The following is a 26,182-nucleotide window of genomic DNA, read 5'->3' as shown; positions in this document are numbered from 1 at the left end:
GCCACGTTATTTCAAATCAATACTATTCAATCGGCCCATGTAGACAAGAATATCCAAGTCTTCTTTATAAGCCTCTAATAGCGCCTTTTTCGTCTTGGTATAAGCGGCAAGCTTGCCATGCTTGTTGATCGAACAAACGACGCTTTGAAATATACAGTTACCTTTTTCATCATAGTGTCTCCAAGCCGCGATATAACAAGGATCCCGAGCTTCCGGGTTATCGAGCGTTGGTCTGGGTTTGTATATGATTTTAGGTTCTAAACTGTGTGGTAGGCGAGTCATCAAGTAGGGATCTTTGAGCAGACGACGCCAATGTTTGCCCCACATCTCTGAACCTAATTCATTACGCAGCTTTATCGCCTTTTTAAGCCCCTTTTTCTCACCAATACGTATGTAGCCGACAGAACGGTGCAGCACCGTATCGTCCGGCGTATGGATATGAATTTTATAGGCGGTCTTTGCTTTAGAGATAAAGCGGTGACCAGTATTCGTGATTAGATTACTCTTTTTCATGATCTTATCTATCGATAAATCTGTTAATACTAATTCTAGATTATTTGACATAGAACTTACAGTAATCACTGTATATGAATAGTAGTGGCTCAAATCAATATTAGGTCAATTTTTCGTCAGAAAAAAAAGCCTCAACACCGGTTGGGTGTTGAGGCTTTATCAAAATGGCGCTCCCGACAGGAGTCGAACCTGTGGCCTGCCCCTTAGGAGGGGGCCGCTCTATCCTACTGAGCTACGGGAGCAAGGTGGGATAGTTTACTCAATAATTTTGTGAAGTTAACTAGTTAAAACGAAAATTAAAGCTGTTTGTGCATAACATCGCCAATTTGTATGCTAGAGGCGAGATTTTCTTGATCAACACTCAGTTCCGCTTCGTTTTCATAGACGCGAGTAACCGTAAGGGTAATATCACTTTGAGTCACTTTATTTCGTGGTAGTCCTTTCTGATCAATGAATGAACCTGTATGCCACAACTGCAATTGGTCACCGGTTTTAACGCCATGCACACGTCCTAGATCCATCGTGATGGTGTTACCATATTTAGCAACCACTTCGGGGAGTGTTATTTTACATGAAAGTTCGGATTCAAGATCAAGCATGATATTTCGGCTGACGCGCAGCATCATGCTGCCAAAGGTTGAAGCCCAAAAACGAGCACTGCGCGTATCTATCTGACTGGTTTTGGCGAAGGGCCATTTAGCGACTTCTCTATAATGTCTAGTCATGACTTCTTGGCCTGTTTTGCCATCAAACACTTGGATTTGCATAGCAAATTGACGGTTAATCACATCATCGGCGAGTAATTTTTGCTCTATCGTGGCAGTTAAATCGGTGATGGTTCCCCCCAAAATGTACTGTGCCCCCGTGTCCTCTGCAATCATGGTTAAGCGTTCTGGGTGCTGTTTTTCAATTGCATAATCTGTGGTGCCAACCGACACAAAACTGCGAGATTCTTGATCGAGTTGGCGGTTGAGTACCTGTGCAAAATCATCTCCCACACTGTAAATTTGCCCCATAACCGCCTGTTGTGGCGATGCAAGATCAATGTTGCCCACTAAAAACGTTTTCTTATATTGGCTAACGTGGCAACCTGTTGCCGAAGGATAAATATCAATTCGAGCTTTAACATACATCACTCCCCGACGTGTTTTATTCTCTTCAACTAACACATAGCGTACTTCATGGTTAGTAAACTGGTACTCTTTACGGTCTGATTCCAGCAGTGGTCGCAAGTTACTGATACTACCGATGTCTGCCCCGGCAAAGTTTACCGCCTTATAGATGGCATCTTCCAATGCATTGAGGCGAGCGACTTCCTCTGAGGAAACAATGGCTGACGATCCGGTCACTTCATACCAAGCAGCATTAACGGCTTGAGAAAAGGTAATGGTGCAACATATTGAAAATAAAACAGAAATAATTTTTTTCATTGTTATTTACCAGTTGGGTATAAATTTTGCTTTTAAAATCTTAGCTGATGTAGGCAGTGCGTTTTGAAAGTGTAACAAGTTTTGAAAAGCAAAGAGTGTTCCAAGTTTTTTAATCTGAAGTTTGGAATCAAGATTGCCTCAGTATATCTGGAGATAAGAGAATGAAAAAATGGCTTTCGATAGTGCCAGCAGTTTTGTTAACTGCTTGTGCCTACGCCCCGATTTATAACGGTAAAGAGCCATACAATGGTTCACAGTTTATGCTAATGGAGAGCCCACGTCACACGTTGGACTTCTTTGTTGAAAGCATGACAGAAGATTTGATGGTGTCCAATACTAGTGTTTCTGCTCGCACTCCTATTGCTGTAACATCGTTTGTGGACCTGCAAAGTATGGATGCGACTAACTGGTTGGGTAACTCGGTTTCTGAAGGATTTATCCATCAGTTTCAGCGTCGAGGATTTAAAGTGGTTGATTTCAAAACCACAGGCTCGATTCAGGTAACGCAGCAAGGTGATTTTGCTTTCAGTCGTGACTGGAAAGACCTCGCTCAAGAGCAAGAAATCCAATACATACTGACAGGGACAATGCTTCGTCAAGAAGGCGGTGTATTAGTCAATGCTCGTGTTGTGGGAATGCAGTCTCGTGTTGTGGTTGCTACCGCACAAGGCTTTTTACCTGCTGATCGTATTGGTCGTGATCTTGATACGCTCAACAGTATCCGTACACAAGATGGTGTGTTAATTCGCTCTGACCCTACGATTAAGCAGCCGTATACTGTTATCTTGCGTCCATAGGAGAAACCAATGAAAAAATGGCTATTACTTCTAGTGACTATCATGATGGTGGGTTGCCAGCCATTGCAAACCATGCGCGCTGATGAATGGTTGACGGCGGTAGGTTATGCCAATATCAGTGAGCAAACTGGGCGTAGTGTGGATGAAAAGCAAGTCCGTGCAATGCGTGCCTCTAAAATCGATGCTTATCGCGAACTGGCAGAGCAAGTCTATGGAATGCGAGTGAGTGGTCGTGCTGAACTACAAGATCAGCGATTGGGCACAGAGCTGACGTCGGGAGCGGTTGATGGTGTTATCCGCGGAGCAGAAGTGGTCCGCAGTTATAAGGTGGGTGACAGTTATGTCACTGAGTTACGTCTCGATATCCGTAAGATGGATAAACTGCGTGACTACGGAGAAGTTCAGCAAGTACCAGAAAAACGTCAACAAACACTCTTCTAAATCTTCCTTCTCTCCAGATCGAAAAAGCGGCAAAGTTTGCCGCTTTTCTGTTTAATTCGTTTCAGCTTAAAAAATTTAGTCACTCAGCTGCATGTTGGTTACGCTTTAATATTGGTCCCTAAAGTGGACACAGTGTGGGTTTGCCCACCAGCGTTATACGTCATGCCAATTTTTCCGTGGCTTTGCTGCATCAAATTATTGAGTTTATTAAAACTGAGTTGTGCACGTTGTAGCGCCTCACCATTAACAAGGTTTGCTTGCTGACAATCGTGAACAATGGAACGAATTTGATCAACGATTTGCGACAGGAGTACATCTTCAGTCAGGCTCACGACATGAGGATGTTTCGCAATTCGGAGGTCAGTTTGTTGAAGTTGTCCAACTAAGGTCATCTTTTGTTTGGCAATAGCTTCGATTTCACTTGATGAACGGCTCGTAATTGCTAACTTTTCTTGTTCAAGTAGCGAAGAGAGTTCTAGTGCATTTTTCAATTGGAAATCGACTAAGTCTTTTAATACAGCCATTGTATGTTGCCTTAATTAGTCAAAAGTAGGGCTAGTTAAAACCACCCAACTCTTTTTCAAATTTAATCATATTATCAGCCAACTTTTCTGGGTCGACTCTATATGAGCCATTGGCTATCGCATCTTTAATTGCAGCGACTTTGGCACTATCAAAACTTGGCTGAGATACCATTTGGTTGTGCATTTCACCAATGGCCTTACCTTGGGTACTAAGTGATACCGCATCTTGATTTTGGGGTGAACGAGTGACCGAGCCGGATGTCGATGGAGATGCATTCGATTCAGTACGAGCATTACTACGATTTGTCGTCGTTAATGTTTGCCCCGAACGTATGTTATCAATACCTGCCATATGTGAGCCTTATTAATAATAATGGAAACCTGTACAGTCAATATCGACGGTGCTTGTGATTACTTTAGCTTTTTTTTCTGTTTCACTTTCTTAACAACGTAAACACATTTAGAAGTGTAATGAAAGCGTTAAAATTGAACCGTGACTTCGCCAATACCGGTTACTTGTGCATCTATTATACGGTTTGATTTATCATTTTTCACTTTTATCTGCTCACCAAAAATACCATCACTTAAAGCGGTTCCTTTGGTTGTGATGATCATTCCCTGCTTGACTGCTTGAATCATAACGTTTTCATTACGACATACGACGCATATATCATCTTGCTCAACGACATCGCCAATACGCATGTTTTTTTTCACTTTAGCTCCGACGATACGATTTATATCGGAAAAACCTTGTCGTCTAAAGCGGTGTAAGTCTACCATTGTAATCAAGACATCTTGCTGCGTAATTTGCTGTCCACGAGAAATGGGTACGGCAACGGTGACAAGTGGCAGTGAAATGGTCAGTCTTACAGGAACATAAATTTTCCAGTTATCTTCAATGCATTCAACCAGAACTGTGATATTACTTGCAGAACCATTACTGGATGAGGAAGAGGTCGATAACGGTGTGGGGCAGTCGGTGGCATAAATTCGGTCATCAATATTTGCCGCTTTTACGTTTAACTCCCCGCTGGGAGGCCACTCAATTGTTTCTAAAACATGTTGTTCCGCAGCTTGTTGAATGGCTTCAACTTGCGGCAAAGTGGCAGAATGAAGAGAAAAATTAAAGAAAAACAATAAAAAGCCGATAGAGAGATAAAAATTTCTATAGAAAGCTCTACACTTAGTTATGGAAAGTAGATGTAAACATATTTTTGTATGCATCATTCTGTTTCTCTGGTTTCTTCATAGCCTGTAGTAGACTACCACTTTTTTGCATAAAAGTTTGAGATGGAGATGAGCTTATGACGGGTATTCTTGATTCTGTGAATCAGCGTACGCAACTCGTTGGTCAAAACCGATTAGAACTCTTAACGTTTCGTCTAATGGGACGGCAACGTTATGGTATCAACGTATTTAAAGTTAAAGAGGTGCTCCAGTGCCCTAAGTTAACTTTGATGCCCAATTTACATCGCCTAGTCAAAGGTGTTGCTCATATTCGTGGTCAAACCGTTTCTGTCATTGATTTGAGTTTGGCCGTGGGCGGACGTCCTACCGCGGACCTTGATAAGTGTTTTGTGGTCATTGCTGAATTCAACCGATCTATCCAAGCTTTCTTGGTCAGCTCGGTGGATCGAATTGTAAACATGCACTGGGAAGCCATTCTTCCTCCACCAGATGGCTCAGGCAAAGATAACTACTTAACCGCAGTCACCAATATCGATAACGAATTGGTAGAAATTCTCGATGTAGAGAAAATTTTGGCAGAGATTTCTCCGGTTAATGAGACAATGGATTCATCGATTGGTGAATCGATCGCCCAAGTAGAAACAGAAAAAGAGATCATCCGTCGAATTTTAATTGCCGATGACTCAACCGTTGCGCGTAAACAGGTTCAAAGAGCAGTAGAATCGATAGGTTTTGAAGTCGTTGCTGTTAAAGATGGTAAAGAGGCGTATGAAAAATTGATCGAGATGGCAGCAGAAGGGCCAATTTACAATCAAATATCTTTAGTGATCTCTGATATTGAAATGCCTGAAATGGACGGCTATACATTAACAGCAGAGATACGTAGAAATTCAGATTTGAAAGATCTATACGTTATTCTTCACTCTTCACTGAGCGGCGTTTTTAACCAAGCCATGGTTGAGCGAGTGGGTGCAAACTCATTCATTGCTAAATTCAACCCTGATGAGCTTGGGAATGCGGTGAAAGCTGCACTAGTTAACTAAAGAGAAATTAATGACTGCTATAACTATAAGCGATCAAGAATATCGCGATTTCAGCCGTTTTTTGGAATCTCAGTGCGGGATTGTACTTGGAGATAGCAAACAGTACTTAGTGAGAAGTCGCTTAAGTCCACTGGTTGCTAAATTCAAGTTAACCTCTCTTTCTGACTTGTTACGTGATGTGGTTACGGGGCGAAACCGTGAGCTACGAGTTGCAGCGGTCGATGCCATGACCACCAACGAAACACTGTGGTTCCGTGATGCTTACCCATTCACCGTTTTAGCGGAACGTCTATTACCCGAGGTCGCTGCAAATAAACGCCCTATAAAAATTTGGTCAGCGGCAAGCTCTTCAGGTCAAGAGCCTTACTCAATGGCGATGACGGTGCTGGAAACTCAACAGCGCAAGCCGGGTATGTTGCCGAGCGTAGCCATCACCGCGACGGATATTTCTGCCAGCATGCTGGATATGTGTAAAGCGGGGATTTATGACAATTTAGCACTTGGCAGAGGGTTATCACCGGAGCGTCGCAAAATCTTTTTTGAGGATGCTGGTGATGGCCGAATGAAAATCAAAGATAACGTTAAGCGTTTAGTTAACTTCCGTCCTCAGAACTTAATGGAGAGCTATGCCTTATTGGGTAAATTCGATATTATTTTCTGTCGTAACGTTTTGATTTATTTCTCACCTGATATGAAGTCGAAAGTATTAAATCAAATGGCTAGTAGCTTAAACCCCGGTGGCTACTTATTGCTCGGCGCATCGGAGTCACTGACAGGATTGACCGATAAGTTTGAAATGGTTCGTTGTAACCCTGGCATCATTTATAAACTCAAATAGCCACATTCTTACGTTGAGTTACTTGCTTACGTTTAGTTATTTGCCCAGCTTTTGCTGGGCTTTTTCTTTCCCCTAATTTCGTTTTGATTGTTGAGATTTACTGAAGTTGTGGGCGACAAGTGGATAAAGCGGCGTATATTTTGCTTACATTTCGACGGATTCTTATTTAGATAAAATTGTTGTAAACACGGTTCGTTTTTTAAGTTGGTACGTTAATTGCTTTTAATATGAGTAGTAACAGTCAGTTTTTAGTGTAGAGGCAAACATGGCTATTTCTTTTGACAACGCATTAGGTATTCACCAACACACGGTTGGTGTACGTGAGCGCAATGCTGAGGTGATTTCCACCAATATTGCACAGGCGAACACACCGGGCTTTAAAGCAAAAGGAATGGACTTTCAAAAAGCATTGCAGGCGGCAAGTTCAGGGGCAAGCATTGGTCTTAGCCGTACGGATGGTCGGCATATATCTGCCTCCACGAAAGTAACTGGCGAGAGTCTCTATCGAATTCCGACTCAACCTGATACGGGTGATGGCAACACGGTGGACGTAGATTTAGAGCGTAACTTGTTTATGCAAAACCAGATCAGACACCAAGCCTCACTGGACTTCTTAGGAAGTAAATTCAAGAACTTAACGAAAGCAATCAAAGGGGAATAAGTAGATGAGCTTATTTAATGTGTTCAATGTGACTGGTTCTGCAATGAGTGCTGAATCTGTTCGTCTAAATACGACCTCAAGTAACTTAGCCAATGCGGATAGTGTGAGTAGTTCGGCGAAAGATACTTACAAAGCGCGTCACGCGGTGTTTGGTGCAGAGTTAAGTAAAGCGCGTTATAACCGTGATCATAATGTACCTGTAAAAGTATTAGGTATTGTTGAAAGCGATAAACCGCTTAACGCAGAATATAACCCAGATCACCCACTTGCTAACGATGAAGGCTATATTTACAAGCCTAATGTCAATGTGATGGAAGAGATGGCTAACATGATTTCGGCTTCTCGTTCTTATCAAACGAACGTGCAGGTGGCTGATGCAAGTAAACAAATGCTGCTGCGCACGCTGCAGATGGGTCAATAGGATAAGGAGGTAGCGTATGGCCGGAATAAATAATATTGGTCAAAGCGGCTTGTCTTATATTGACCAGCTGAAAAGTCTTCAAGACCAAAAGAAAACAGAAGAGACAACGGGGAAGCAAGATCTTAAACAAGAAGACTTCCTATCGTTACTCACCAAACAACTGGCTCAGCAAGATCCTTTTAAACCGGTCAGTAATGACCAGATGATCGCCCAAATGGCGTCATTTGCCACAGTTGATGGTATCGGCAAAATGAACACTCAGTTTGAGAGTCTCAACTCGTCGATGACATCCAACCAAGCTCTACAGGCTTCATCACTGGTTGGCCGTGATGTGTTAGTACCGGGAGCGGCAGGGATCAAAAAAGAGGGTGCTGGGATGGCTGCGATGGTCAAACTTCCTCAAAGTTTAGAGAACTTGTTTGTCCGAATAGAGAATGAAGCTGGACAATTGGTTCGTACCTTTGATGTCGGGGCTAAATCAGCCGGTGATAATCGCGTTGAATGGGACGGTAACGATCAAAACGGTAATCCATTGCCGGGCGGCAAATACCAAGTGAAAGCTTCGGGTTTGCTCGATGGAGAAAGCAAGGAGTTTGCGGTATCGACTTACGCAAACGTCAATAGCGTTCTGCTGGGTAAAGGTGATGGTAACGTACTGCTCAATCTGGCTGGATTTACATCGCCAGTTAAACTTGCTGAAGTACTAGAAGTTGGCAAAGCGTAACTCTTTATAGAGTAGATATGCTAGCTAGATAGGAGATTTTGGAATGTCGTATATATCATTAAGCGGTTTATCCGCAGCTCAGTTAGATCTGAACACCACCAGTAACAACATTGCTAACGCGAATACCTTTGGTTTTAAAGAGTCGCGTGCTGAGTTTGGTGATGTTTACTCAACCTCATTGTTTACCAACTCCAAAACGACTCCTGGTCAAGGTGTTCAGGCGAACAAAGTGGCACAACAATTTCACGAAGGTTCCAGTATTTATACTAATAACCCGATGGACTTGCGCGTTGCGGGAACGGGGTTCTTTGCGGTTGCGAAAGATAAGCTGACGCCTCAACAAAATGAGTTGACCAGAAATGGTGCTTTCCACCTCGATAAAAATGATTACATGGTAACGTCAAATGACGAGTTTTTGCTTGGCTATGATGTTAACCCTGATACTGGTGATGTTCTTTCGTATGAGCCAAAACCTATCAATATTCCTGCTCAGTTTGGTAAACCTAAACAGACAGCCAATGTTGAACTTGGCGCGAACTTGCCAGCTAATGGCAAGTTAAAAGACCCAACCTTGTTTGATATTACTGATCCTGAGACGTACAACCGTACCACCTCATCGACAGTCTACGATTCGATGGGTCAGCCTTATAAGTTGACATCCTATTACCTCAAAGATCAGACGCAAGCTAACACATGGCAAACCTATTACACCGTGACGGATAAAACTGGTGAAAAACCAATCAATGTAGTTGGTGGTGATGCTACTACGCCGACGGGTCATATTGGGCATACCATGAAGTTTAATAATGATGGTACGCTAGCCAGCATGAATAATGGTCAGCAAATTGTAACCGAGCCTTTAGGTTTGGGGGCAAACCCAGTTGAACTCAACGGTGCTGATGCCAACCAAACATTGTCGTTCAGTCTCGATTCGGCTACGCAATTTGCCGCTCCATTTGAGTTGACTAAATTTGTACAAGATGGCGCAACCACGGGCTTTTTGACGAAGATCGATTTCGATGAAAATGGCAGTGTGCTAGCCACTTACTCAAATGGTCAAAATACCATTCTAGGACGTGTGGGGCTTGTCCGCGTAGCCAATGAACAAGGCTTAGATAAAAAAGGCGGTACGCAGTGGGATTCGACTCAATTCTCCGGTGATAAAATTTGGGGTGAATCAAACAAAGGCTCATTTGGTACCATCAGCAATGGTGTTATTGAACAATCCAACATTGATATGACTCAAGAGCTGGTGGATCTTATCTCTGCTCAGCGTAACTTCCAAGCGAACTCGCGTGCGCTTGAAGTTCACAACCAGCTACAACAAAACATACTACAGATCCGTTAATTCCTTTAACGTCATCAATGGCAATACCAAGTTAGCGGCAATGTTAGCTTGGTATTGTTGCCATCTGTTTGCGGCAATCTTCGTTATATCCTCCCTATTTTTTGTGAAATTACATTTAACCTATTGATTTTTAGTTTAAATATAAGTTGGCACGTCAATTGCTTTTAATGATCGAACGATGATTATTGGAGCAGATTATGGATCGCGCACTGTTTCTCGCCATGAGTGGCGCAAAGCAAAACATGCAAGCCATGCAATTAAGAGCGAACAATTTAGCAAACGTCAGTACCACTGGGTTCCGTGCTGATTTGGCGCAAGCTCGCTCAATGCAAGCTTATGGCGAAGGGTTACCGAGCCGCGTGTTTAGCATGACAGAACGTCCGGGACATAATTTTGCGCAAGGCAGTGTCATTACCACAGGGCGCGATCTCGATATCACCATTCAAGGTGACGGTTGGATTTCCATGATGGATAAAACCGGCAAAGAGGGGTTAACCCGTAGTGGCAACCTAAGCATTGACCAAAATGGCATGCTCATAAATGGTAGCGGCCATCTAGTGCTAGATGGAACGGGCGCGCCAATCACTCTACCTATTCCATTGAGTAAAGTAGAAATCGGTAATGACGGTACTATTTCCGTTCGTCCGCAAGGCGCTCCAGCCGATGCGATGGAAGTGGTAGGCCGAATTAAACTGGTTCGCCCCAATAATCAATCCCTATACAAAGATACGAATGGTTTATTCCGTGCTAAAGATCCTAATGCAGCATTCGAAGCAGATGCTAGCGTAAAGCTATTAAAAGGTGCGCTGGAAGGCAGTAATGTCAATGCGGTGGGTGAGATGACTAGCTTGATTGAGCTACAACGTCAATTTGAAATGCAAGTTAAAATGATGAGCACCGCAGAAGAGATGGACAAATCGTCCGATTCATTACTTCGTATGAGCTGATAAGCGTTAAAGGAGATTACTATGCAACCTGCATTATGGGTAAGTAAAACCGGGCTTGATGCCCAACAAACCAATATTGCCACTATCTCAAACAACCTAGCGAACGCCTCGACTATTGGTTTTAAAAAGGGTCGTGCGGTATTTGAAGATCTGTTTTATCAAAATATTAATCAACCGGGCGGTCAATCTTCGCAAAATACCAAACTGCCAAGCGGTTTGATGCTTGGTGCGGGTTCTAAAGTCGTGGCAACACAAAAAGTGCATACCCACGGCAACGTACAAACCACGACCAATAGCCTCGATATGATGATTGAAGGTGACGGCTTTTTCCAAATCCTGATGCCAGATGGCAATATCGCTTATAGCCGAAATGGTCAATTTACCCTCAATGATGAAGGGGCAATTGTGACTTCCGGTGCTGGATATAATTTAGAGCCGGAAATTGTTATTCCACCTGATGCAATCTCTATTACTGTCGGTAATGATGGTGAAGTGTCAGTTAGGCTTCGTGGCCAGCAAAATAACCAAGTGGTTGGACAAATTACCACGGTTGATTTTATCAACCCAGGCGGTCTAGAGCCGATTGGTCAAAACTTGTATCTACCGACCGGTGCTAGTGGTGATCCACAAGAAGGGGTGCCAGGGCTTGACGGCCTCGGTGATGTTCGTCAATCCATGCTTGAAACCTCTAACGTGAACGTCACAGAAGAGTTGGTCAACATGATTGAAGCGCAACGCGTTTACGAAATGAACTCAAAAGTCATCTCAGCAGTCGATAAGATGATGAGTTTTGTGAACCAACAACTCTAATCATTAACTAAGAGAATGCTGCGATGAAACGTCTATTGAGTCTTGTATTGGTTACTGCTTTGTCTGGTTGCTCGTTAATGCCGCCACCGGTCGATACTCCTGAAGTGGTTCAAGGTACAACCGTGGTGGACGCGGTTGAAGGGGATAAGTCTGCAGAAGAAGGTTCTGGTTTACTGGACTCAATGCGTAAGCGTTCCGATCCCGTAGCCGGTGATCCTGCTTGGGCCCCTATCCACCCAAAACAGAAACCGGAACATTATGCCGCGGAAACTGGTTCACTGTTTAATTTGGCACAAATGAACAGTCTTTATGATGATTCAAAACCGCGTGGCATTGGCGATATTATTACCGTCAATCTTGATGAAAGTACTAAAGCGGCCAAGAGTGCTGATGCGGATCTATCCAAATCCAATGATGCGTCTATGGATCCACTCGCTGTCGGCGGTAAAGATCTCACTGTGGGTGATTACAATTTCTCTTATGCGTTGAAAAATGACAACAAGTTCAATGGCAGTTCTGCAGCCAACCAAAGTAACAGTATTTCTGGTTCGATCACGGTTGAAGTGATTGAAGTACTCGCCAACGGCAACTTAGTCATCCGTGGTGAAAAATGGCTCACACTGAACACTGGCGATGAATACATTCGCTTAAGCGGTACCATTCGTCCCGATGATATCGACTTTGACAACACCATTGCTTCTACTCGTATTTCTAATGCACGCATCCAATATTCAGGCACAGGCACCAATCAAGATATGCAAGAACCTGGATTCTTGGCACGATTCTTTAATGTCTCTCTGTAACGCCGGAGTTCTGGCGTAAAGAAACGTAGAAATTAAGGTACTAGACCATGAAAAAATTCACCCTGCTTGTTTTAAGTCTGTTGCTCATCGCAACCCATGCACAAGCGGCCCGTATCAAAGATGTCTCTCAAGTTGCGGGCGTGCGGAGTAACCAATTAGTGGGTTATGGTCTAGTCACTGGGCTACCGGGAACGGGTGAATCGACACCGTTCACCGACCAAAGTTTTAACGCCATGTTGCAAAATTTCGGCATTCAATTGCCGCCGGGCACTAAACCGAAAACAAAGAACGTTGCCGCCGTGATTGTCACGGCCGAATTACCGGCGTTTTCCAAGCAAGGTCAAAGTGTCGATGTCACCGTTTCTTCTATCGGCTCTGCTAAAAGTTTACGTGGCGGCACTCTAATGCAAACCTTCCTTAAGGGGTTGGATGGTCAAATTTACGCCGTGGCCCAAGGTAATTTAGTGGTCAGTGGTTTTAGTGCCACCGGTGCTGATGGTTCTAAAATTGTCGGCAATAACCCAACGGTTGGCCTGATTTCAGGCGGCGCTATGGTGGAACGCGAAGTACCAACACCTTTTAGCCGTGGCGATTTTATTACCTTCAATTTGCTTGAATCTGACTTCACCACAGCGCAACGTATGGCAGATGCAGTGAATAACTTCTTAGGCCCAGAGATGGCGACCGCGGTTGATGCAACGTCAGTACGTATCCGTGCACCGCGAGATGTAGGGCAGCGCGTCGCGTTTCTTTCTGCAATCGAAAATGTTGAGTTTGATCCAGCGGATGGCTCAGCCAAAATTATCGTTAATTCACGAACGGGAACTATTGTTGTCGGCCAGCATGTGCGCTTAAAACCTGCTGCGGTGACGCACGGTGGTATGACTGTTGCCATTAAAGAGAATTTGAATGTCAGTCAGCCCAATGCGTTAGCGGGTGGTCAGACAGCTGTGGTGCCTAATAGCCAAATAGAAGTGTCTGAAGCACAAGGTAAAATGTTTAAATTTGAACCGGGTTTGACCTTGGATGATTTAGTGCGCGCGGTCAACGAAGTGGGAGCAGCCCCTTCAGATTTGATGGCGATTTTGCAAGCATTGAAACAAGCTGGCGCGATTGAAGGCCAACTGATCATTATCTAGGAGAGGAAGATGATTAATAATCCCAATGATATTGGCTTTATTCATGATATTGCTAGCTTAGATAAGCTACGTCAGCAAGCAAAAACCGGTGATAAAGAAGGCGAGTCAGCGGCGCTCAAGGCCGCAGCCAAACAGTTTGAAGCGATTTTTACCTCAATGTTGTTCAAATCGATGCGAGACGCCAATGCCGATTTTAAATCTGAGATGTTCAACAGCCAAAACGAAGATTTCTATCGACAAATGCTTGATGAACAAATGTCGAGCGAGCTCAGTGCCTCCGGTTCTTTAGGGCTTGCCGATATGATTGTGGCGCAGCTCAGTCAGGCTAACGGCACCTCGAAAAACGATCCATCAATAACCGACCCGACGCAAGATGGTTTCCAAGAAGCCATGCGCCGTATCGAACGCAGTAACAACCGCCGCCTCTCAACGCAAGAAACGATCGAACCTAGCAAGGTCGAATCGAGTCGATTTGATTCGCCGCAAGCGTTTGTAGCTTCAATGAAACCTTATGCTGAAAAAGCAGCGCGGGCATTAGGTGTTGACTCTTCACTGCTACTTGCTCAAGCGGCATTAGAAACCGGATGGGGACAAAAAGTTGTTCAAAATGCTCGTGGTAGCAGTAATAACTTATTCAACATCAAAGCGGATAAAAGTTGGTTAGGTGAGAAAGTGGCGACGCAAACTCTTGAATATCATGATAATACACCCGTGATGGAAAAAGCTGCGTTCCGTTCTTATGGAAATTATCAAGACAGTTTTAATGACTATGTTCGTTTTCTCAATGACAATCCGCGCTACACCGTGGCGCTGAACCATAATGGCAGCGATGAGTCTTTCATTCGTGGCCTGCACGCTGCTGGTTACGCGACGGACCCATACTATGCTGAAAAAGTGCTGAGAGTAAAATCTCAAATTGAAGCAATGGAATAACCCCTCTAAAGCCAGCCTTGCTGGCTTTTATCTTTCCTTTATTTTGTCTAATCTCTTCTTTGAAACTCCTTTGGCATACATATTGCAATTACTAACTTAGATATTCAGTAACCACTGATTTGATTAGGTTTTCGGGGGCAGTATGGCGTCGGATCTTCTGAATCTAGGTACCCAAAGTGTACTTACCGCTCAGAGACAACTCAGCACCACAGGTCATAACATTTCTAATGTTAATACAGAAGGTTACAGCCGTCAGTCTGTGATCCAAGGGACCAATACGCCTCGCCAATACGGTGGTGAAACCTACGGTATGGGCGTACATGTGGAAAAAGTTCGCCGCTCATGGGATCAATTTGCCGTTAATGAATTAAACCTATCTACCACCAGCTTTTCCTTTAAGCGTGACGACGAAGAAAATTTAGACATGCTCTCAAAGTTATTGTCGTCAGTGGCCTCGAAAAAAATCCCTGAAAACTTAAACGAATGGTTTGATGCGATTAAAACCCTCGCCGACAGCCCGAATGATGTAGGTGCGCGTAAAGTTGTACTTGAGAAAGCGGATCTGATCACTCAAAACATGAATGATTTTCACGAGAACATTCGCCGCCAATCTGATGCGACCAACAAAGGGCTAGATGTTGCCGTTGAGCGTATTAACCAATTGGCGCTTGAGTTGCGAGATTTACAGCGCTTAATGATGCGCACTCCTGGTCCTCACAATGACTTAATGGACCAGCATGAAAAATTGGTGGCTGAGTTGTCTGAATACACCAAGGTCACCGTGACGCCACGTAAAAATGCTGAAGGGTTTAACATCCATATCGGGAGCGGGCACACGCTCGTCTCAGGTACAGAAGCCAGCCAAATGAAGATGGTTGATGGTTATCCTGATGTGAGTCAGCGCCGCTTGGCCATGATTGAAGGCAAAGGGATCAAGACCATTACCACTGAGGATATTGGCGGTAAGTTAAGTGCTCTGTTTACGATGCGAGATAAGCACATTCCTTACCTAATGGATGAACTTGGCCGCATGGCAACATCTTTCTCTTATGAAGTTAACAAGTTGCAATCACAAGGCTTGGACTTACGTGGCAATGTGGGAAGAGCGTTGTTTACGGATGTGAACTCTGAAGTCAATGCCCGCTCGCGAGCGATCATCGCTGGCAATTCAAAAGCCGATATGGCGGTCTATATCGAAGATACTTCAGCGTTGAAAAGTGGTGAATACTCCCTACAGTACAACGGCAGCAATTATACCGTATTAAAGCCAACGGGCGAGCGGGTTAACGTTCCGGTCGTTGGCAGCAGTTTATTTTTAGATGGAATGCGAGTTGAGATTCGCAACGCCCCTCAAGCCGGGGAGCGCATATTGCTGCGTCCAACGCGTAATGGTGCCGCTATTATGAAAATGGCGACCAACGATCCGACAGCCATTGCCGCACAAAGTTATGAAGCCTCCACCACTTTTGCCCAAGGGCAGGCAAAATTTAATATTTTATCGGCAGGTGGGTTGCGTGAATTTGAAGTGGTGATCTCACCAACGGGCGATCAATTTGCGGTCACGGATACCAAAGGCAACGTGCTGCTAGAACCACAGGCCTACCCACCATCGAATTCGATTACTGTGCTTGGTACAACGTTTGAATTGACGGCTGGCGCGCTACCCAATGATAAATTTACGGCAAACCTTGTCCCCTCAGAAGGTGATAACGGCAATTTACGTAAGATGCAGCAAATTCAAACGGAGAAAAAACTCAACGACGGTGAAACGACCGTGCTCGGGGTTTATCACGATCTCAATACTGATTTTGGTTTGCAGCTGGCCACCGCGTCACGCTTAAGTGATGTGGCCAGGCTTGAAAAAGAGTCAGCGCAGGAGCGCATTGCGTCCATTTCCGGAGTCAACCTTGATGAGGAAGCCGCGAACATGATGAAGTTCCAACAAGCTTATATGGCTTCCTCACGCATCATGCAGGTGGCTAATGATACTTTCAACACGATTTTGCAGCTGAGATAGGAGGCGATAAATGTTAACCAGAATATCGAGCTTCCATAACTATCAATCGGTGCAAAACGATATGCGCCGTCAAGAATCAAAGATCCATCATAACCAAGCGCAGCTAGCGTCGGGTAAGAAGTTGCTTTCGGCCAGCGATAGTCCATTAGCCACTCATTACATCCAAAAAGTAGGGCAGCAAGAAGAGCAATTACGCCAATATCTTGATGCAATCGTGCTGGTTCGAAACCGCTTAGAACATCAAGAAGTAATCATTGCCAATGCGGAAAGCTCGACCGATGAGGCAAAGCGTACGGTCATGGAAATGATTAACGGCTCATTCTCTCCAGAAGATAGAGAAGCGAAAGCGCGTGAGCTGCAAGAGATGTTCAACAACTTAATTGAACTAGCAAATACGCAAGATGAGTCTGGTAACTACATGTTTGCCGGCACCAAGCCGAAGAATCAGCCATTTTTTAGAGATAATGCCAGTAACGTGACTTATTCCGGCGATGATTATCAGCGCAAAATGCGTATCTCCAACAGCTTAGAGATCCCGTTCAATAATCCGGGTAATAAAGTGTTTATGGAGATTGATAACCCGTTTGGTAACTACGAACCAAACTATCAATTAAACGAAGGTTCAGAGTTACTGCTCGAGCGTGCAACCAATTTAGACTCGAATGATACATCACGCTATACCGTGACGTTTGTTGATATGGCTAACGGCAAATATGGTTACCAATTAGAGAAAGATGGCAGCGTGGTACAGGCCGATGAGTTTGATCCACAAAAAGGCATTCGATATCAAGATCTGACGGTGCACGTAAAAGGGCAAATCTCGAAAGGTGATGTGTTAAGCCTAGAGCCGCGTTCAACCTTTACCTTATTTGATAGCTATAAAGACGCGATTGAGCTCTCGCAAGGCTCCGTATCGGATGCGTCGACGACAGCGAAACTGCATCAAATTACGGAAGAGTTTCATGCCGCCTTTATTCATCTCAATAAAGTGCGTACTGATGTCGGTGCACGCTTGAGCACTTTAGATATTCAACAAGAACAGCATGAAGATTTCAAAATCAGTTTAGCGAAATCAAAAAGTAACTTTGAAGATCTCGATTACGCAGAAGCGGTGATTGAATTTAATGAGAATTCACGTGCGTTGCAGGCTTCACAACTGGCTTTTGGTAAAACGAAAGATTTGACCCTTTTCAACTATATCTAATCTTCAATGCCTTATGTGCTAAGCCATATGCGCGAAGAGTGGAATGTGTTGAAAAATTGGCCTGGAAATTGCTCATCTATTATCGAGAGATAAAGAGGCAATAGAGCGGCAAACGAAAGTGGCAACTCTGTTGCTAACGAGAAAAAACTGGATGCTCACTCACAAAGATAGAATGAATGAATTTCTTCTAAGTGATTAAAAAACAAAGAATATTAATTTTAATATCAGATGTTTTAAAAGTTGGCATACTAATTGAATTGTCTATATCAGAGTTGATACAACAAGTTTTTAAATCGGCAAATAGCGGATTTAGCAAGTTCACGGTCAGTGCTTCCAAATGAGAGTAAAGCTGGCCGCTTCGCAAAAAGCTTGCGAACTCACTAGGAGAGCAAACTATGACCATTACAGTAAATACTAACGTCTCAGCAATGACTGCTCAGCGTTACCTTAATAAAGCGACGGGTGAATTAAATACCTCGATGGAACGTTTATCATCAGGTAATAAAATCAACAGCGCTAAAGATGATGCGGCAGGCTTACAAATTTCAAACCGCTTAACCGCTCAGTCTCGTGGCCTAGATGTGGCAATGCGTAATGCCAACGACGGTATTTCGATTGCTCAGACCGCGGAAGGGGCAATGAATGAGTCGACCAGTATCTTGCAACGTATGCGTGATCTTGCTCTTCAATCAGCAAACGGCACCAACTCGGCGTCAGAACGACAAGCTTTGGATGAAGAGTCGACCGCATTGCAAGATGAGTTAAACCGTATTGCAGAAACGACCTCATTCGGTGGACGTAAACTGCTCAACGGCTCGTTTGGTGAAGCATCATTCCAGATTGGTGCGAGCTCAGGTGAGGCGATCATTATGGGGCTTACCAGCATACGTGCTGATGACTTCCGTATGGGCGGCCAATCGTTCCTTGCAGAGCAAGGAAAGGACAAGGATTGGGGAGTGCCAGCGGGCGCGCGTGATTTGAAATTTGAATTCACCACCCAGGCAGGTGAGCTTGTTACTCTCGATGTGTTAGCCAAAGATGGCGATGATATTGAAGAGCTAGCGACTTACATTAATGGTCAAACCGACAAGCTTAAAGCATCGGTTGATCAAGACGGTAAACTGCAAATTTTTGCCGCAGAACCGAATTTACAAGGTGACCTTGCCATCTCTGGTGGTTTGGCAACCGAACTTGGCCTAAACGGTGGGCCGGGCGTTAAGACGACGGTTCAAGATATTGATATCACCTCAGTTGGTGGTTCTCAAAATGCAGTGGGCGTTCTGGATGCTGCGTTGAGATATGTGGATTCACAACGGGCAGAGCTCGGTGCGAAGCAAAACCGTTTAAGCCATAGCATCAACAACTTGGCCAATATCCAAGAGAATGTTGAAGCATCCAACAGTCGAATTAAAGATACAGATTTTGCGAAAGAAACCACGCAAATGACGAAAGCACAGATTCTGCAACAAGCGGGTACCTCGATTCTCGCTCAAGCAAAACAGTTGCCAAATTCTGCAATGTCACTATTGCAGTAATGTTAGGACCCTTCATCCAACAGCTCAGACGTGGGTTAGGTGAAGGAATCCTTGGCAAAGTATGATTATGGCCGAATATAAAGCTCTCTCAAGATGTACCCTGCTTTATAGTCATAGATAATCATGCGCCCCGGTCAGTCGGTAATGTGTTCATTTCTCTGATCTCCACATTGGCTCTGGCTACCAACTAGCCCCGGTTCTCTCAAAGGAAAAGGGGCTTTTCTTTATCTATAACTTCTTGCTCTCATCAATGCTCCTCAATCGCCCGTGAAGCCGACCAATCACGTCAAATCTTTAATGCTATTTTTGTATTTCAGCCAGTTTTGCAGCGTTTATCCCACTTTTAATCGATATTGGCTATTTTTTACGAAATCGTCGTTTTCCCGTTAAAGGATTCCTAACCGCAGTCGCTAATAATAGTACTTTGAGAGAACTACTTGGTTTTCCGAGACGTCGGAAACCGTTTGTCTATGACGCTAAGTCGGAAAATCAATAGGAGAACCACTATGGCGGTTAATGTAAACACTAACGTTTCAGCTATGACAGCACAACGCTACCTAAACAGTGCTAGCAATGCGCAACAGTTATCAATGGAACGTTTATCATCAGGCTTCAAAATTAATAACGCAAAAGATGACGCAGCAGGTTTGCAAATCTCTAACCGTTTGAACGTTCAAAGCAGAGGCTTAGATGTTGCCGTGCGCAACGCAAATGATGGCATTTCAATTGCGCAGACAGCTGAAGGTGCAATGAACGAAACCACCAATATTTTGCAACGTATGCGTGACTTATCTCTACAATCGTCAAATGGTTCGAACTCGAAAGCCGACCGCGTAGCGATTCAAGAAGAGATCACCGCGCTGAATGACGAACTCAACCGTATTGCTGAAACTACATCGTTTGGTGGCAATAAGTTGCTCAATGGTACTTTTGAGACGAAATCATTCCAAATCGGTGCGGATAACGGTGAAGCGGTCATGCTAAGCCTAAATAATATGCGCAGTGACAACGCAATGATGGGCGGTAAGAGTTACCAAGCGGCAAATGGACAAGATAAAGATTGGACCGTTAAAGCGGGTGCTAATGACCTTACCATTACGTTGACTGACAAACGTACTGGCGAGCAAACCATCAACCTAAGTGCAAAAGATGGCGATGACATCGAAGAGTTGGCCACTTACATCAATGGTCAAACCGACATGTTAAAAGCTTCTGTTGACGATGAAGGCAAATTGCAAATCTTTACTGATAGCAACCGTATTGATGGCGTAGCAACCTTTGGTGGCAGCTTAGCGGGTGAACTGAGTTTCCAAGCGGCAAAAGATGTGACAGTCGATACCATTGATGTCACCTCTGTCGGTGGTTCGCAAGAATCAGTTGCCATTGTTGATGCGGCACTGCAATTTGTAGACAGCCATCGTGCTCAACTGGGTGCATTCCAAAACCGTTTCAACCATGCGATTAACAACTTAGATAACATCAACGAAAACGTAAATGCTTCTAAGAGCCGAATCAAAGACACTGATTTTGCGAAAGAAACCACTGCCTTGACTAAATCGCAGATCCTTTCTCAAGCATCAAGCTCAGTGTTGGCACAAGCTAAACAAGCGCCTAATGCTGCTCTTGGTTTGCTTGGTTAAGTCGTTAACTTTTAAATTAAAAATCCAGCTTCGGCTGGATTTTTTTATGCCTCACTTTTCACGTGATCAAAGAATGGATCTGAAAAATGAATCAACGGTTAAACGGGAGGAAAGGATATATTGTTATGAGGCTAATAAAACAAAACCCAGCCTAAGCTGGGTTTGAATTGATGGTGCGGAAGGAGAGACTTGAACTCTCACACCTTGCGGCGCCAGAACCTAAATCTGGTGCGTCTACCAATTTCGCCACTTCCGCAACTTGTACTGTAGATAGATTGAACATTGGTTATTCAAACTATCGTTATAAATGGTGGCTACGACGGGATTCGAACCTGTGACCCCATCATTATGAGTGATGTGCTCTAACCAACTGAGCTACGTAGCCATTTGACAATCTTAAATCATGGTGCGGAAAGAGAGACTTGAACTCTCACACCTTGCGGCGCCAGAACCTAAATCTGGTGCGTCTACCAATTTCGCCATTTCCGCAGCGTATTCTTTAAATAAACCGAATGTTATTGATTCAGCTTATCTTTTTACGGTCAGCTTATCGCTAATCCTACAAATAATGGCAGGGCTACCTGGATTCGAACCAGGGGATGGCGGCATCAAAAGCCGCTGCCTTACCGCTTGGCGATAGCCCTACAAGATGATTGCTCATCTAAATAATGGTGCGGAAGGAGAGACTTGAACTCTCACACCTTACGGCGCCAGAACCTAAATCTGGTGCGTCTACCAATTTCGCCACTTCCGCAACTTATGCTGTAGATAAAATGAGGATTGGTTACTCAATTTATCGTTGTTATGGGTAGCTTATCGCTAACCATATGAAATATGGCAGGGCTACCTGGATTCGAACCAGGGAATGGCGGCATCAAAAGCCGCTGCCTTACCGCTTGGCGATAGCCCTACGAGATGATTGCTCATCTAAATAATGGTGCGGAAGGAGAGACTTGAACTCTCACACCTTACGGCGCCAGAACCTAAATCTGGTGCGTCTACCAATTTCGCCACTTCCGCAATTTAATTTTTCGATTCAACGAATCTTTTTCACAACAAGCGCTTGGCTTATCGTGTCAATAATGGCAGGGCTACCTGGATTCGAACCAGGGAATGGCGGCATCAAAAGCCGCTGCCTTACCGCTTGGCGATAGCCCTACAGGATGATTGCTCATCTAAATATGGTGCGGAAAGAGAGACTTGAACTCTCACACCTTGCGGCGCCAGAACCTAAATCTGGTGCGTCTACCAATTTCGCCATTTCCGCAAATTTTTAGTTATCGAGATGGTGCGGAAGGAGAGACTTGAACTCTCACACCTTACGGCGCCAGAACCTAAATCTGGTGCGTCTACCAATTTCGCCACTTCCGCAGCTCGATATCTATGTGTTGCCAACCTTCGCTAACAACTAAATTATGGTGGCTACGACGGGATTTGAACCTGTGACCCCATCATTATGAGTGATGTGCTCTAACCAGCTGAGCTACGTAGCCATCTTTTTGAGCGAGACAATATAATACAATCCACACTCATGTGCCAATGGTTTTTTAAACACTGACCCATTTGAATAATGGCAGGGCTACCTGGATTCGAACCAGGGGATGGCGGCATCAAAAGCCGCTGCCTTACCGCTTGGCGATAGCCCTGCAAGATGATTGCTCATCTAAATAATGGTGCGGAAGGAGAGACTTGAACTCTCACACCTTGCGGCGCCAGAACCTAAATCTGGTGCGTCTACCAATTTCGCCACTTCCGCAACTTAACCTGTAGATTCAGTGAATATTGGTATTCATTGAATCGTTGTTATGACCAGTTTATTCGCTAGTCATCTCAATATTGGCAGGGCTACCTGGATTCGAACCAGGGGATGGCGGCATCAAAAGCCGCTGCCTTACCGCTTGGCGATAGCCCTACAAGATGATTGCTCATCTAAATAATGGTGCGGAAAGAGAGACTTGAACTCTCACACCTTGCGGCGCCAGAACCTAAATCTGGTGCGTCTACCAATTTCGCCATTTCCGCAACTTTCCTAAATATTTTTATAAGAAAAACACTTAGGAAATGGTGGCTACGACGGGATTCGAACCTGTGACCCCATCATTATGAGTGATGTGCTCTAACCAACTGAGCTACGTAGCCATTTTTATTCTCTCTTTAAGTTTGCCTTAATGTCGAGAACGGAGCGCATTATGCGGATATGGCTCTAGAGCGTCAATAGTTTTTTTGAATAAATTCTTTGAAACCAACCGTTCGACCTTTTTTTGAACAAAGAGACGTGTTTGTGATCAAAAACGGTTAATAAATCATTAAGCTTATTGATTTTTCCTTGCTTGTCGCTAAGGTTGATTTTGAGAAAAAAACAAAAAAGCCAACAGAATCTGTCGGCTTTAATGGTGTATTAATGGCTGATTAACGAGTTATTTACACGTTGAAGCGGAAGTGGATAACATCGCCATCTTTTACGATGTATTCTTTACCTTCCAAGCGCCATTTGCCCGCTTCTTTGGCTCCATTTTCGCCGCGATATTGAATGAAATCATCATAACCCACAACTTCAGCGCGAATGAAACCACGTTCAAAGTCGGTATGGATTTTACCCGCCGCTTGCGGAGCCGTCGCACCGACCGGAATCGTCCAGGCACGCACTTCTTTTACGCCTGCGGTGAAGTAGGTTTGTAGCGTTAGCAGTTCGTAACCGGTACGAATCACGCGGTTTAGACCGGGTTCTTCAATGCCTAAATCGGCTAAAAACTCGGCGCGATCTTCTTCTTCAAGTTCAGATAGTTCAGCTTCAATGGCTGCGCAAACAGCAACCACAGAATTGTTCTCTTTTTCTGCAAACTCTCTGACAGCATCAAGGTACGGGTTATTTTCAAAGCCATCTTCGCTCACGTTGGCGATATACATGGTTGGTTTCAACGTTAAGAAGTTGAGATAATCTACGGCGGCTAGCTCTTCTTTTGAGAGTTCAACCGTGCGAGCCATACCACCTTCCGTTAATACAGGGAGTAGCTTCTCTAATACGGTGATTTCAAATTTAGCGTCTTTATCGCCACCTTTGGCACGTTTTGCTTGACGCTGAATGGCGCGTTCACAGCTATCAAGGTCGGCAAGGGCAAGCTCTAGATTGATTACTTCAATATCTTCAATTGGCGATACTTTGCCTGCTACGTGAACGATATTTTCGTTCTCGAAGCAGCGAACAACGTGACCAATCGCATCTGTTTCACGGATATTGGCAAGGAATTTGTTGCCTAAACCTTCACCTTTTGACGCGCCAGCCACTAGGCCTGCGATATCGACAAATTCCATTGTCGTCGGAAGGATACGTTGAGGGTTTACAATTTCTGCTAACGCATCAAGACGAAGGTCTGGAACAGGAACCACACCCGTGTTTGGTTCGATAGTGCAAAACGGGAAGTTTGCTGCTTCGATGCCCGCTTTAGTTAGTGCATTAAATAATGTCGATTTACCCACATTTGGTAAACCCACGATGCCACATTTAAAACCCATGACTGTAACCTTATTCAGCTTTGAACGTATGTAAGCGATTTTGTGCTTTAGTTAGACCATCTTTTAGTAAAATGTCGAAGCAACGAACCGATTCGTCAACCGCGGCATCTAGGCACTCTTGCTCTTTGGCGGGTGCTTTACCTAAAACATAGCCTGCTACTTTATCTTTGTGCCCCGGATGGCCGATACCAATCCGCAGGCGGTAGAATTCTTTGTTATTGCCGAGTTTGCTGATGGTGTCTTTAAGGCCATTATGACCGCCATGACCACCACCCATTTTGAACTTAGCTACCCCGGGAGGTAAGTCTAGTTCATCATGTGCCACCATGATCTCTTCTGGTTTTATCTGGTAAAACTTGGCGATGGCCGCCACGGCTTTACCGGATAAATTCATAAAAGTTGTTGGGATCAATAAACGCAGATCTTCACCATTAACCACGATACGTCCGGTGAAACCGAAGAATTTGGCTTCGTTTTTCAAGGTGACGTTATGAACTCGGGCTAATTCTTCTACTACCCAAGCGCCGGCATTGTGCCTCGTTTTGGCGTATTCAGGACCAGGATTCGCTAGCCCGACAAGAAGTTTGATTGGTTGGCTCAAGGTTAGGATCTCTTTGCAATATCAAAAGCGCGGTATGATAGCACACAAAAGGGAAAGGGTGCGAGGCGCTAAAATAACAAAGGAAAAAGCACCTCATTTTTCAATGAAGTGCTTTAAAAGTATTTAAAAATCAGTAAATAAACTGAGTATTAATTAAACATGGCAGAAATAGACTCTTCGTTGCTAATGCGACGAATCGCTTCAGCAAGCATGCTAGACAAGGTTAATTGTGTCACTTTGCCGGTTGCCGCCATCTCTTTAGATAGGGTGATCGAGTCTGTGACGATAACTTGGTCTAGTACTGAGTTTTTGATATTTTTCGCTGCGTTACCTGAGAATACCGCGTGCGTTGCGTAAGCAAATACACGTTTTGCACCACGTTCTTTCAGCGCTTCAGCGGCTTTACACAAAGTGCCGCCAGTGTCGATCATGTCATCCACGATCACACAATCGCGCCCATCAACATCGCCAATCAGGTTCATAACTTCAGACACGTTGGCGCGTGGACGACGTTTATCAACGATTGCGATGTCGATATCACCTAATGCTTTTGCAGTCGCACGAGCACGAACCACGCCACCAAGGTCAGGTGAAACTACAACAGGATCTTCTAACCCACGCGCTTTCATATCTTCAAGCAACACCGGCGTACCAAAGATGTTATCTACTGGGACGTCAAAGAAGCCTTGGATTTGTTCTGCGTGAAGGTCGATGGTCAAAACGCGGTCAACACCAACGTTTGAAAGGAAATCTGCAACAACTTTTGCAGTGATCGGTACACGAGCAGAGCGCACTCGGCGGTCTTGACGGGCATAACCAAAATATGGGATGACAGCAGTAATACGGCCTGCTGAAGCACGGCGCATTGCATCAATCATCACTACTAATTCCATTAAGTTGTCATTAGTAGGAGCACAAGTAGATTGAATAATAAATACATCGCTACCACGAACATTTTCGTTGATTTGCACTGCAACTTCACCGTCGGAGAAACGAGAAACAGTAGCATCACCAAGAGAGATGTATAGACGTTCAGCAATACGTTGGGCTAGTTCAGGTGTGGCGTTACCAGCAAATAGCTTCATATCAGGCACGGTGGAAACCTCAGGGTT

25 protein-coding genes and 17 tRNA genes are annotated in these 26,182 nt (G+C 44.4%); 17 read left to right on the top strand and 25 right to left on the bottom strand.

What is annotated here, in order from left to right; all coding sequences use genetic code 11:
• Window positions 1-6: 6 nt before the first annotated feature.
• The 3 genes from AACQ75_RS03410 to AACQ75_RS03400 all read right to left on the bottom strand — a co-directional run bounded on the left by AACQ75_RS03410 (window position 7) and on the right by AACQ75_RS03400 (window position 1,943).
• A complete protein-coding gene (locus AACQ75_RS03410) occupies window positions 7-513 on the bottom strand; it encodes a Fe3+-citrate ABC transporter substrate-binding protein (protein WP_029189872.1) in 507 nt (168 codons plus the stop codon).
• A gap of 165 nt (window positions 514-678) precedes the next feature.
• Window positions 679-755, bottom strand: a tRNA-Arg gene (locus tag AACQ75_RS03405).
• A 54-nt stretch (window positions 756-809) separates the two neighbouring features.
• The gene (locus AACQ75_RS03400) at window positions 810-1,943 is read right to left on the bottom strand and encodes a flagellar assembly protein FlgT (protein ID WP_017049696.1); all 1,134 of its coding nucleotides are present in this window, start codon (window positions 1,941-1,943) and stop codon (window positions 810-812) included.
• 161 nt (window positions 1,944-2,104) lie between these two features.
• Here AACQ75_RS03400 and AACQ75_RS03395 point away from each other — a divergent pair, with 161 nt between their 5' ends.
• Both AACQ75_RS03395 and flgP read left to right on the top strand, forming a co-directional pair.
• A complete protein-coding gene (locus AACQ75_RS03395; protein ID WP_013856244.1) occupies window positions 2,105-2,740 on the top strand; it encodes a FlgO family outer membrane protein in 636 nt (211 codons plus the stop codon).
• Between the two features lie 9 nt (window positions 2,741-2,749).
• A complete protein-coding gene (gene flgP / locus AACQ75_RS03390) occupies window positions 2,750-3,181 on the top strand; it encodes a flagellar assembly lipoprotein FlgP (protein WP_017043110.1) in 432 nt (143 codons plus the stop codon).
• A 98-nt stretch (window positions 3,182-3,279) separates the two neighbouring features.
• Here the strand turns inward: flgP and AACQ75_RS03385 are convergent, their stop codons facing one another.
• The 3 genes from AACQ75_RS03385 to flgA form a co-directional block, all read right to left on the bottom strand.
• The gene (locus tag AACQ75_RS03385) at window positions 3,280-3,705 is read right to left on the bottom strand and encodes a flagella synthesis protein FlgN (protein WP_017043109.1); all 426 of its coding nucleotides are present in this window, start codon (window positions 3,703-3,705) and stop codon (window positions 3,280-3,282) included.
• 31 nt (window positions 3,706-3,736) lie between these two features.
• Window positions 3,737-4,057 (bottom strand): flagellar biosynthesis anti-sigma factor FlgM, encoded by a 321-nt coding sequence (flgM, locus tag AACQ75_RS03380; protein WP_013856247.1) that lies wholly within the window; start codon window positions 4,055-4,057, stop codon window positions 3,737-3,739.
• Between the two features lie 128 nt (window positions 4,058-4,185).
• On the bottom strand, window positions 4,186-4,932 hold the full coding sequence (gene flgA / locus AACQ75_RS03375; RefSeq protein WP_047689226.1) for a flagellar basal body P-ring formation chaperone FlgA: 747 nt from the start codon (window positions 4,930-4,932) through the stop codon (window positions 4,186-4,188).
• A 77-nt stretch (window positions 4,933-5,009) separates the two neighbouring features.
• Here flgA and AACQ75_RS03370 point away from each other — a divergent pair, with 77 nt between their 5' ends.
• From AACQ75_RS03370 to AACQ75_RS03300, 15 genes are all read left to right on the top strand, one after another.
• Entirely contained in the window at window positions 5,010-5,936 is a 927-nt protein-coding gene (locus AACQ75_RS03370) for a chemotaxis protein CheV (RefSeq protein WP_013856249.1), read from the top strand.
• A gap of 10 nt (window positions 5,937-5,946) precedes the next feature.
• Window positions 5,947-6,774 (top strand): protein-glutamate O-methyltransferase, encoded by an 828-nt coding sequence (locus tag AACQ75_RS03365; RefSeq protein WP_013856250.1) that lies wholly within the window; start codon window positions 5,947-5,949, stop codon window positions 6,772-6,774.
• A 265-nt stretch (window positions 6,775-7,039) separates the two neighbouring features.
• Window positions 7,040-7,435 (top strand): flagellar basal body rod protein FlgB, encoded by a 396-nt coding sequence (gene flgB / locus AACQ75_RS03360; RefSeq protein ID WP_013856251.1) that lies wholly within the window; start codon window positions 7,040-7,042, stop codon window positions 7,433-7,435.
• A 4-nt stretch (window positions 7,436-7,439) separates the two neighbouring features.
• Window positions 7,440-7,856, top strand: coding sequence for a flagellar basal body rod protein FlgC (gene flgC / locus AACQ75_RS03355; protein WP_010319383.1), 417 nt, complete (start codon window positions 7,440-7,442; stop codon window positions 7,854-7,856).
• 16 nt (window positions 7,857-7,872) lie between these two features.
• Window positions 7,873-8,580 (top strand): flagellar hook assembly protein FlgD, encoded by a 708-nt coding sequence (gene flgD, locus AACQ75_RS03350; RefSeq protein WP_013856252.1) that lies wholly within the window; start codon window positions 7,873-7,875, stop codon window positions 8,578-8,580.
• A 43-nt stretch (window positions 8,581-8,623) separates the two neighbouring features.
• A complete protein-coding gene (gene flgE / locus AACQ75_RS03345; protein WP_088732774.1) occupies window positions 8,624-9,928 on the top strand; it encodes a flagellar hook protein FlgE in 1,305 nt (434 codons plus the stop codon).
• A gap of 197 nt (window positions 9,929-10,125) precedes the next feature.
• Complete coding sequence (gene flgF, locus AACQ75_RS03340) at window positions 10,126-10,875, top strand: flagellar basal-body rod protein FlgF (RefSeq protein ID WP_026027903.1); 750 nt, start codon at window positions 10,126-10,128, stop codon at window positions 10,873-10,875.
• A 21-nt stretch (window positions 10,876-10,896) separates the two neighbouring features.
• The gene (gene flgG / locus AACQ75_RS03335) at window positions 10,897-11,685 is read left to right on the top strand and encodes a flagellar basal-body rod protein FlgG (RefSeq protein WP_010319379.1); all 789 of its coding nucleotides are present in this window, start codon (window positions 10,897-10,899) and stop codon (window positions 11,683-11,685) included.
• Window positions 11,686-11,708: 23 nt separating this feature from the next.
• Window positions 11,709-12,488 (top strand): flagellar basal body L-ring protein FlgH, encoded by a 780-nt coding sequence (gene flgH / locus AACQ75_RS03330; protein ID WP_017045947.1) that lies wholly within the window; start codon window positions 11,709-11,711, stop codon window positions 12,486-12,488.
• Between the two features lie 47 nt (window positions 12,489-12,535).
• Window positions 12,536-13,627 (top strand): flagellar basal body P-ring protein FlgI, encoded by a 1,092-nt coding sequence (locus AACQ75_RS03325; protein WP_013856256.1) that lies wholly within the window; start codon window positions 12,536-12,538, stop codon window positions 13,625-13,627.
• A gap of 9 nt (window positions 13,628-13,636) precedes the next feature.
• Window positions 13,637-14,560 carry a flagellar assembly peptidoglycan hydrolase FlgJ gene (gene flgJ, locus AACQ75_RS03320; RefSeq protein WP_017045946.1) on the top strand — a complete coding sequence of 308 codons (924 nt, stop codon included), beginning with the start codon at window positions 13,637-13,639 and terminating at the stop codon, window positions 14,558-14,560.
• Window positions 14,561-14,702: 142 nt separating this feature from the next.
• Window positions 14,703-16,577: a flagellar hook-associated protein FlgK gene (gene flgK / locus AACQ75_RS03315; protein WP_017045945.1), complete on the top strand. Its 1,875-nt coding sequence runs from the start codon at window positions 14,703-14,705 to the stop codon at window positions 16,575-16,577.
• Between the two features lie 10 nt (window positions 16,578-16,587).
• Entirely contained in the window at window positions 16,588-17,781 is a 1,194-nt protein-coding gene (gene flgL / locus AACQ75_RS03310) for a flagellar hook-associated protein FlgL (RefSeq protein WP_013856259.1), read from the top strand.
• Between the two features lie 395 nt (window positions 17,782-18,176).
• Entirely contained in the window at window positions 18,177-19,316 is a 1,140-nt protein-coding gene (locus AACQ75_RS03305; protein ID WP_017045944.1) for a flagellin, read from the top strand.
• Between the two features lie 506 nt (window positions 19,317-19,822).
• The gene (locus AACQ75_RS03300) at window positions 19,823-20,956 is read left to right on the top strand and encodes a flagellin (protein ID WP_026029038.1); all 1,134 of its coding nucleotides are present in this window, start codon (window positions 19,823-19,825) and stop codon (window positions 20,954-20,956) included.
• A 171-nt stretch (window positions 20,957-21,127) separates the two neighbouring features.
• On the opposite strand, the gene AACQ75_RS03295 is transcribed toward AACQ75_RS03300, so the two are convergent.
• The 19 genes from AACQ75_RS03295 to AACQ75_RS03205 all read right to left on the bottom strand — a co-directional run bounded on the left by AACQ75_RS03295 (window position 21,128) and on the right by AACQ75_RS03205 (window position 26,164).
• Window positions 21,128-21,212 (bottom strand) — tRNA-Leu (locus AACQ75_RS03295).
• A 52-nt stretch (window positions 21,213-21,264) separates the two neighbouring features.
• Window positions 21,265-21,341, bottom strand: a tRNA-Met gene (locus AACQ75_RS03290).
• A gap of 19 nt (window positions 21,342-21,360) precedes the next feature.
• A tRNA-Leu gene (locus AACQ75_RS03285) sits at window positions 21,361-21,445 on the bottom strand.
• 80 nt (window positions 21,446-21,525) lie between these two features.
• Window positions 21,526-21,600: transfer RNA gene (locus AACQ75_RS03280), tRNA-Gln, on the bottom strand.
• 25 nt (window positions 21,601-21,625) lie between these two features.
• A tRNA-Leu gene (locus AACQ75_RS03275) sits at window positions 21,626-21,710 on the bottom strand.
• Window positions 21,711-21,791: 81 nt separating this feature from the next.
• A tRNA-Gln gene (locus AACQ75_RS03270) sits at window positions 21,792-21,866 on the bottom strand.
• A 25-nt stretch (window positions 21,867-21,891) separates the two neighbouring features.
• Window positions 21,892-21,976, bottom strand: a tRNA-Leu gene (locus AACQ75_RS03265).
• A 63-nt stretch (window positions 21,977-22,039) separates the two neighbouring features.
• A tRNA-Gln gene (locus tag AACQ75_RS03260) sits at window positions 22,040-22,114 on the bottom strand.
• A gap of 24 nt (window positions 22,115-22,138) precedes the next feature.
• Window positions 22,139-22,223: transfer RNA gene (locus AACQ75_RS03255), tRNA-Leu, on the bottom strand.
• Window positions 22,224-22,242: 19 nt separating this feature from the next.
• Window positions 22,243-22,327, bottom strand: a tRNA-Leu gene (locus tag AACQ75_RS03250).
• Window positions 22,328-22,372: 45 nt separating this feature from the next.
• Window positions 22,373-22,449, bottom strand: a tRNA-Met gene (locus tag AACQ75_RS03245).
• A 78-nt stretch (window positions 22,450-22,527) separates the two neighbouring features.
• Window positions 22,528-22,602, bottom strand: a tRNA-Gln gene (locus AACQ75_RS03240).
• 25 nt (window positions 22,603-22,627) lie between these two features.
• A tRNA-Leu gene (locus tag AACQ75_RS03235) sits at window positions 22,628-22,712 on the bottom strand.
• A gap of 81 nt (window positions 22,713-22,793) precedes the next feature.
• Window positions 22,794-22,868, bottom strand: a tRNA-Gln gene (locus AACQ75_RS03230).
• A 25-nt stretch (window positions 22,869-22,893) separates the two neighbouring features.
• Window positions 22,894-22,978: transfer RNA gene (locus AACQ75_RS03225), tRNA-Leu, on the bottom strand.
• A gap of 40 nt (window positions 22,979-23,018) precedes the next feature.
• Window positions 23,019-23,095: transfer RNA gene (locus AACQ75_RS03220), tRNA-Met, on the bottom strand.
• 282 nt (window positions 23,096-23,377) lie between these two features.
• Window positions 23,378-24,469: a redox-regulated ATPase YchF gene (gene ychF / locus AACQ75_RS03215; RefSeq protein ID WP_013857965.1), complete on the bottom strand. Its 1,092-nt coding sequence runs from the start codon at window positions 24,467-24,469 to the stop codon at window positions 23,378-23,380.
• A gap of 10 nt (window positions 24,470-24,479) precedes the next feature.
• Window positions 24,480-25,070: an aminoacyl-tRNA hydrolase gene (gene pth / locus AACQ75_RS03210; RefSeq protein ID WP_013856262.1), complete on the bottom strand. Its 591-nt coding sequence runs from the start codon at window positions 25,068-25,070 to the stop codon at window positions 24,480-24,482.
• A gap of 149 nt (window positions 25,071-25,219) precedes the next feature.
• Window positions 25,220-26,164 (bottom strand): ribose-phosphate pyrophosphokinase, encoded by a 945-nt coding sequence (locus AACQ75_RS03205; RefSeq protein WP_010320509.1) that lies wholly within the window; start codon window positions 26,162-26,164, stop codon window positions 25,220-25,222.
• Window positions 26,165-26,182: the final 18 nt, after the last annotated feature.

This window comes from Vibrio sp. B1-2 (genome assembly GCF_963888445.1).
GTDB classification, from domain to species: Bacteria; Pseudomonadota; Gammaproteobacteria; order Enterobacterales; family Vibrionaceae; genus Vibrio; species Vibrio anguillarum.
The sequence above is the reverse complement of the archived record's forward strand: the minus strand, read 5'-3'. Positions and strand labels throughout refer to the sequence as shown.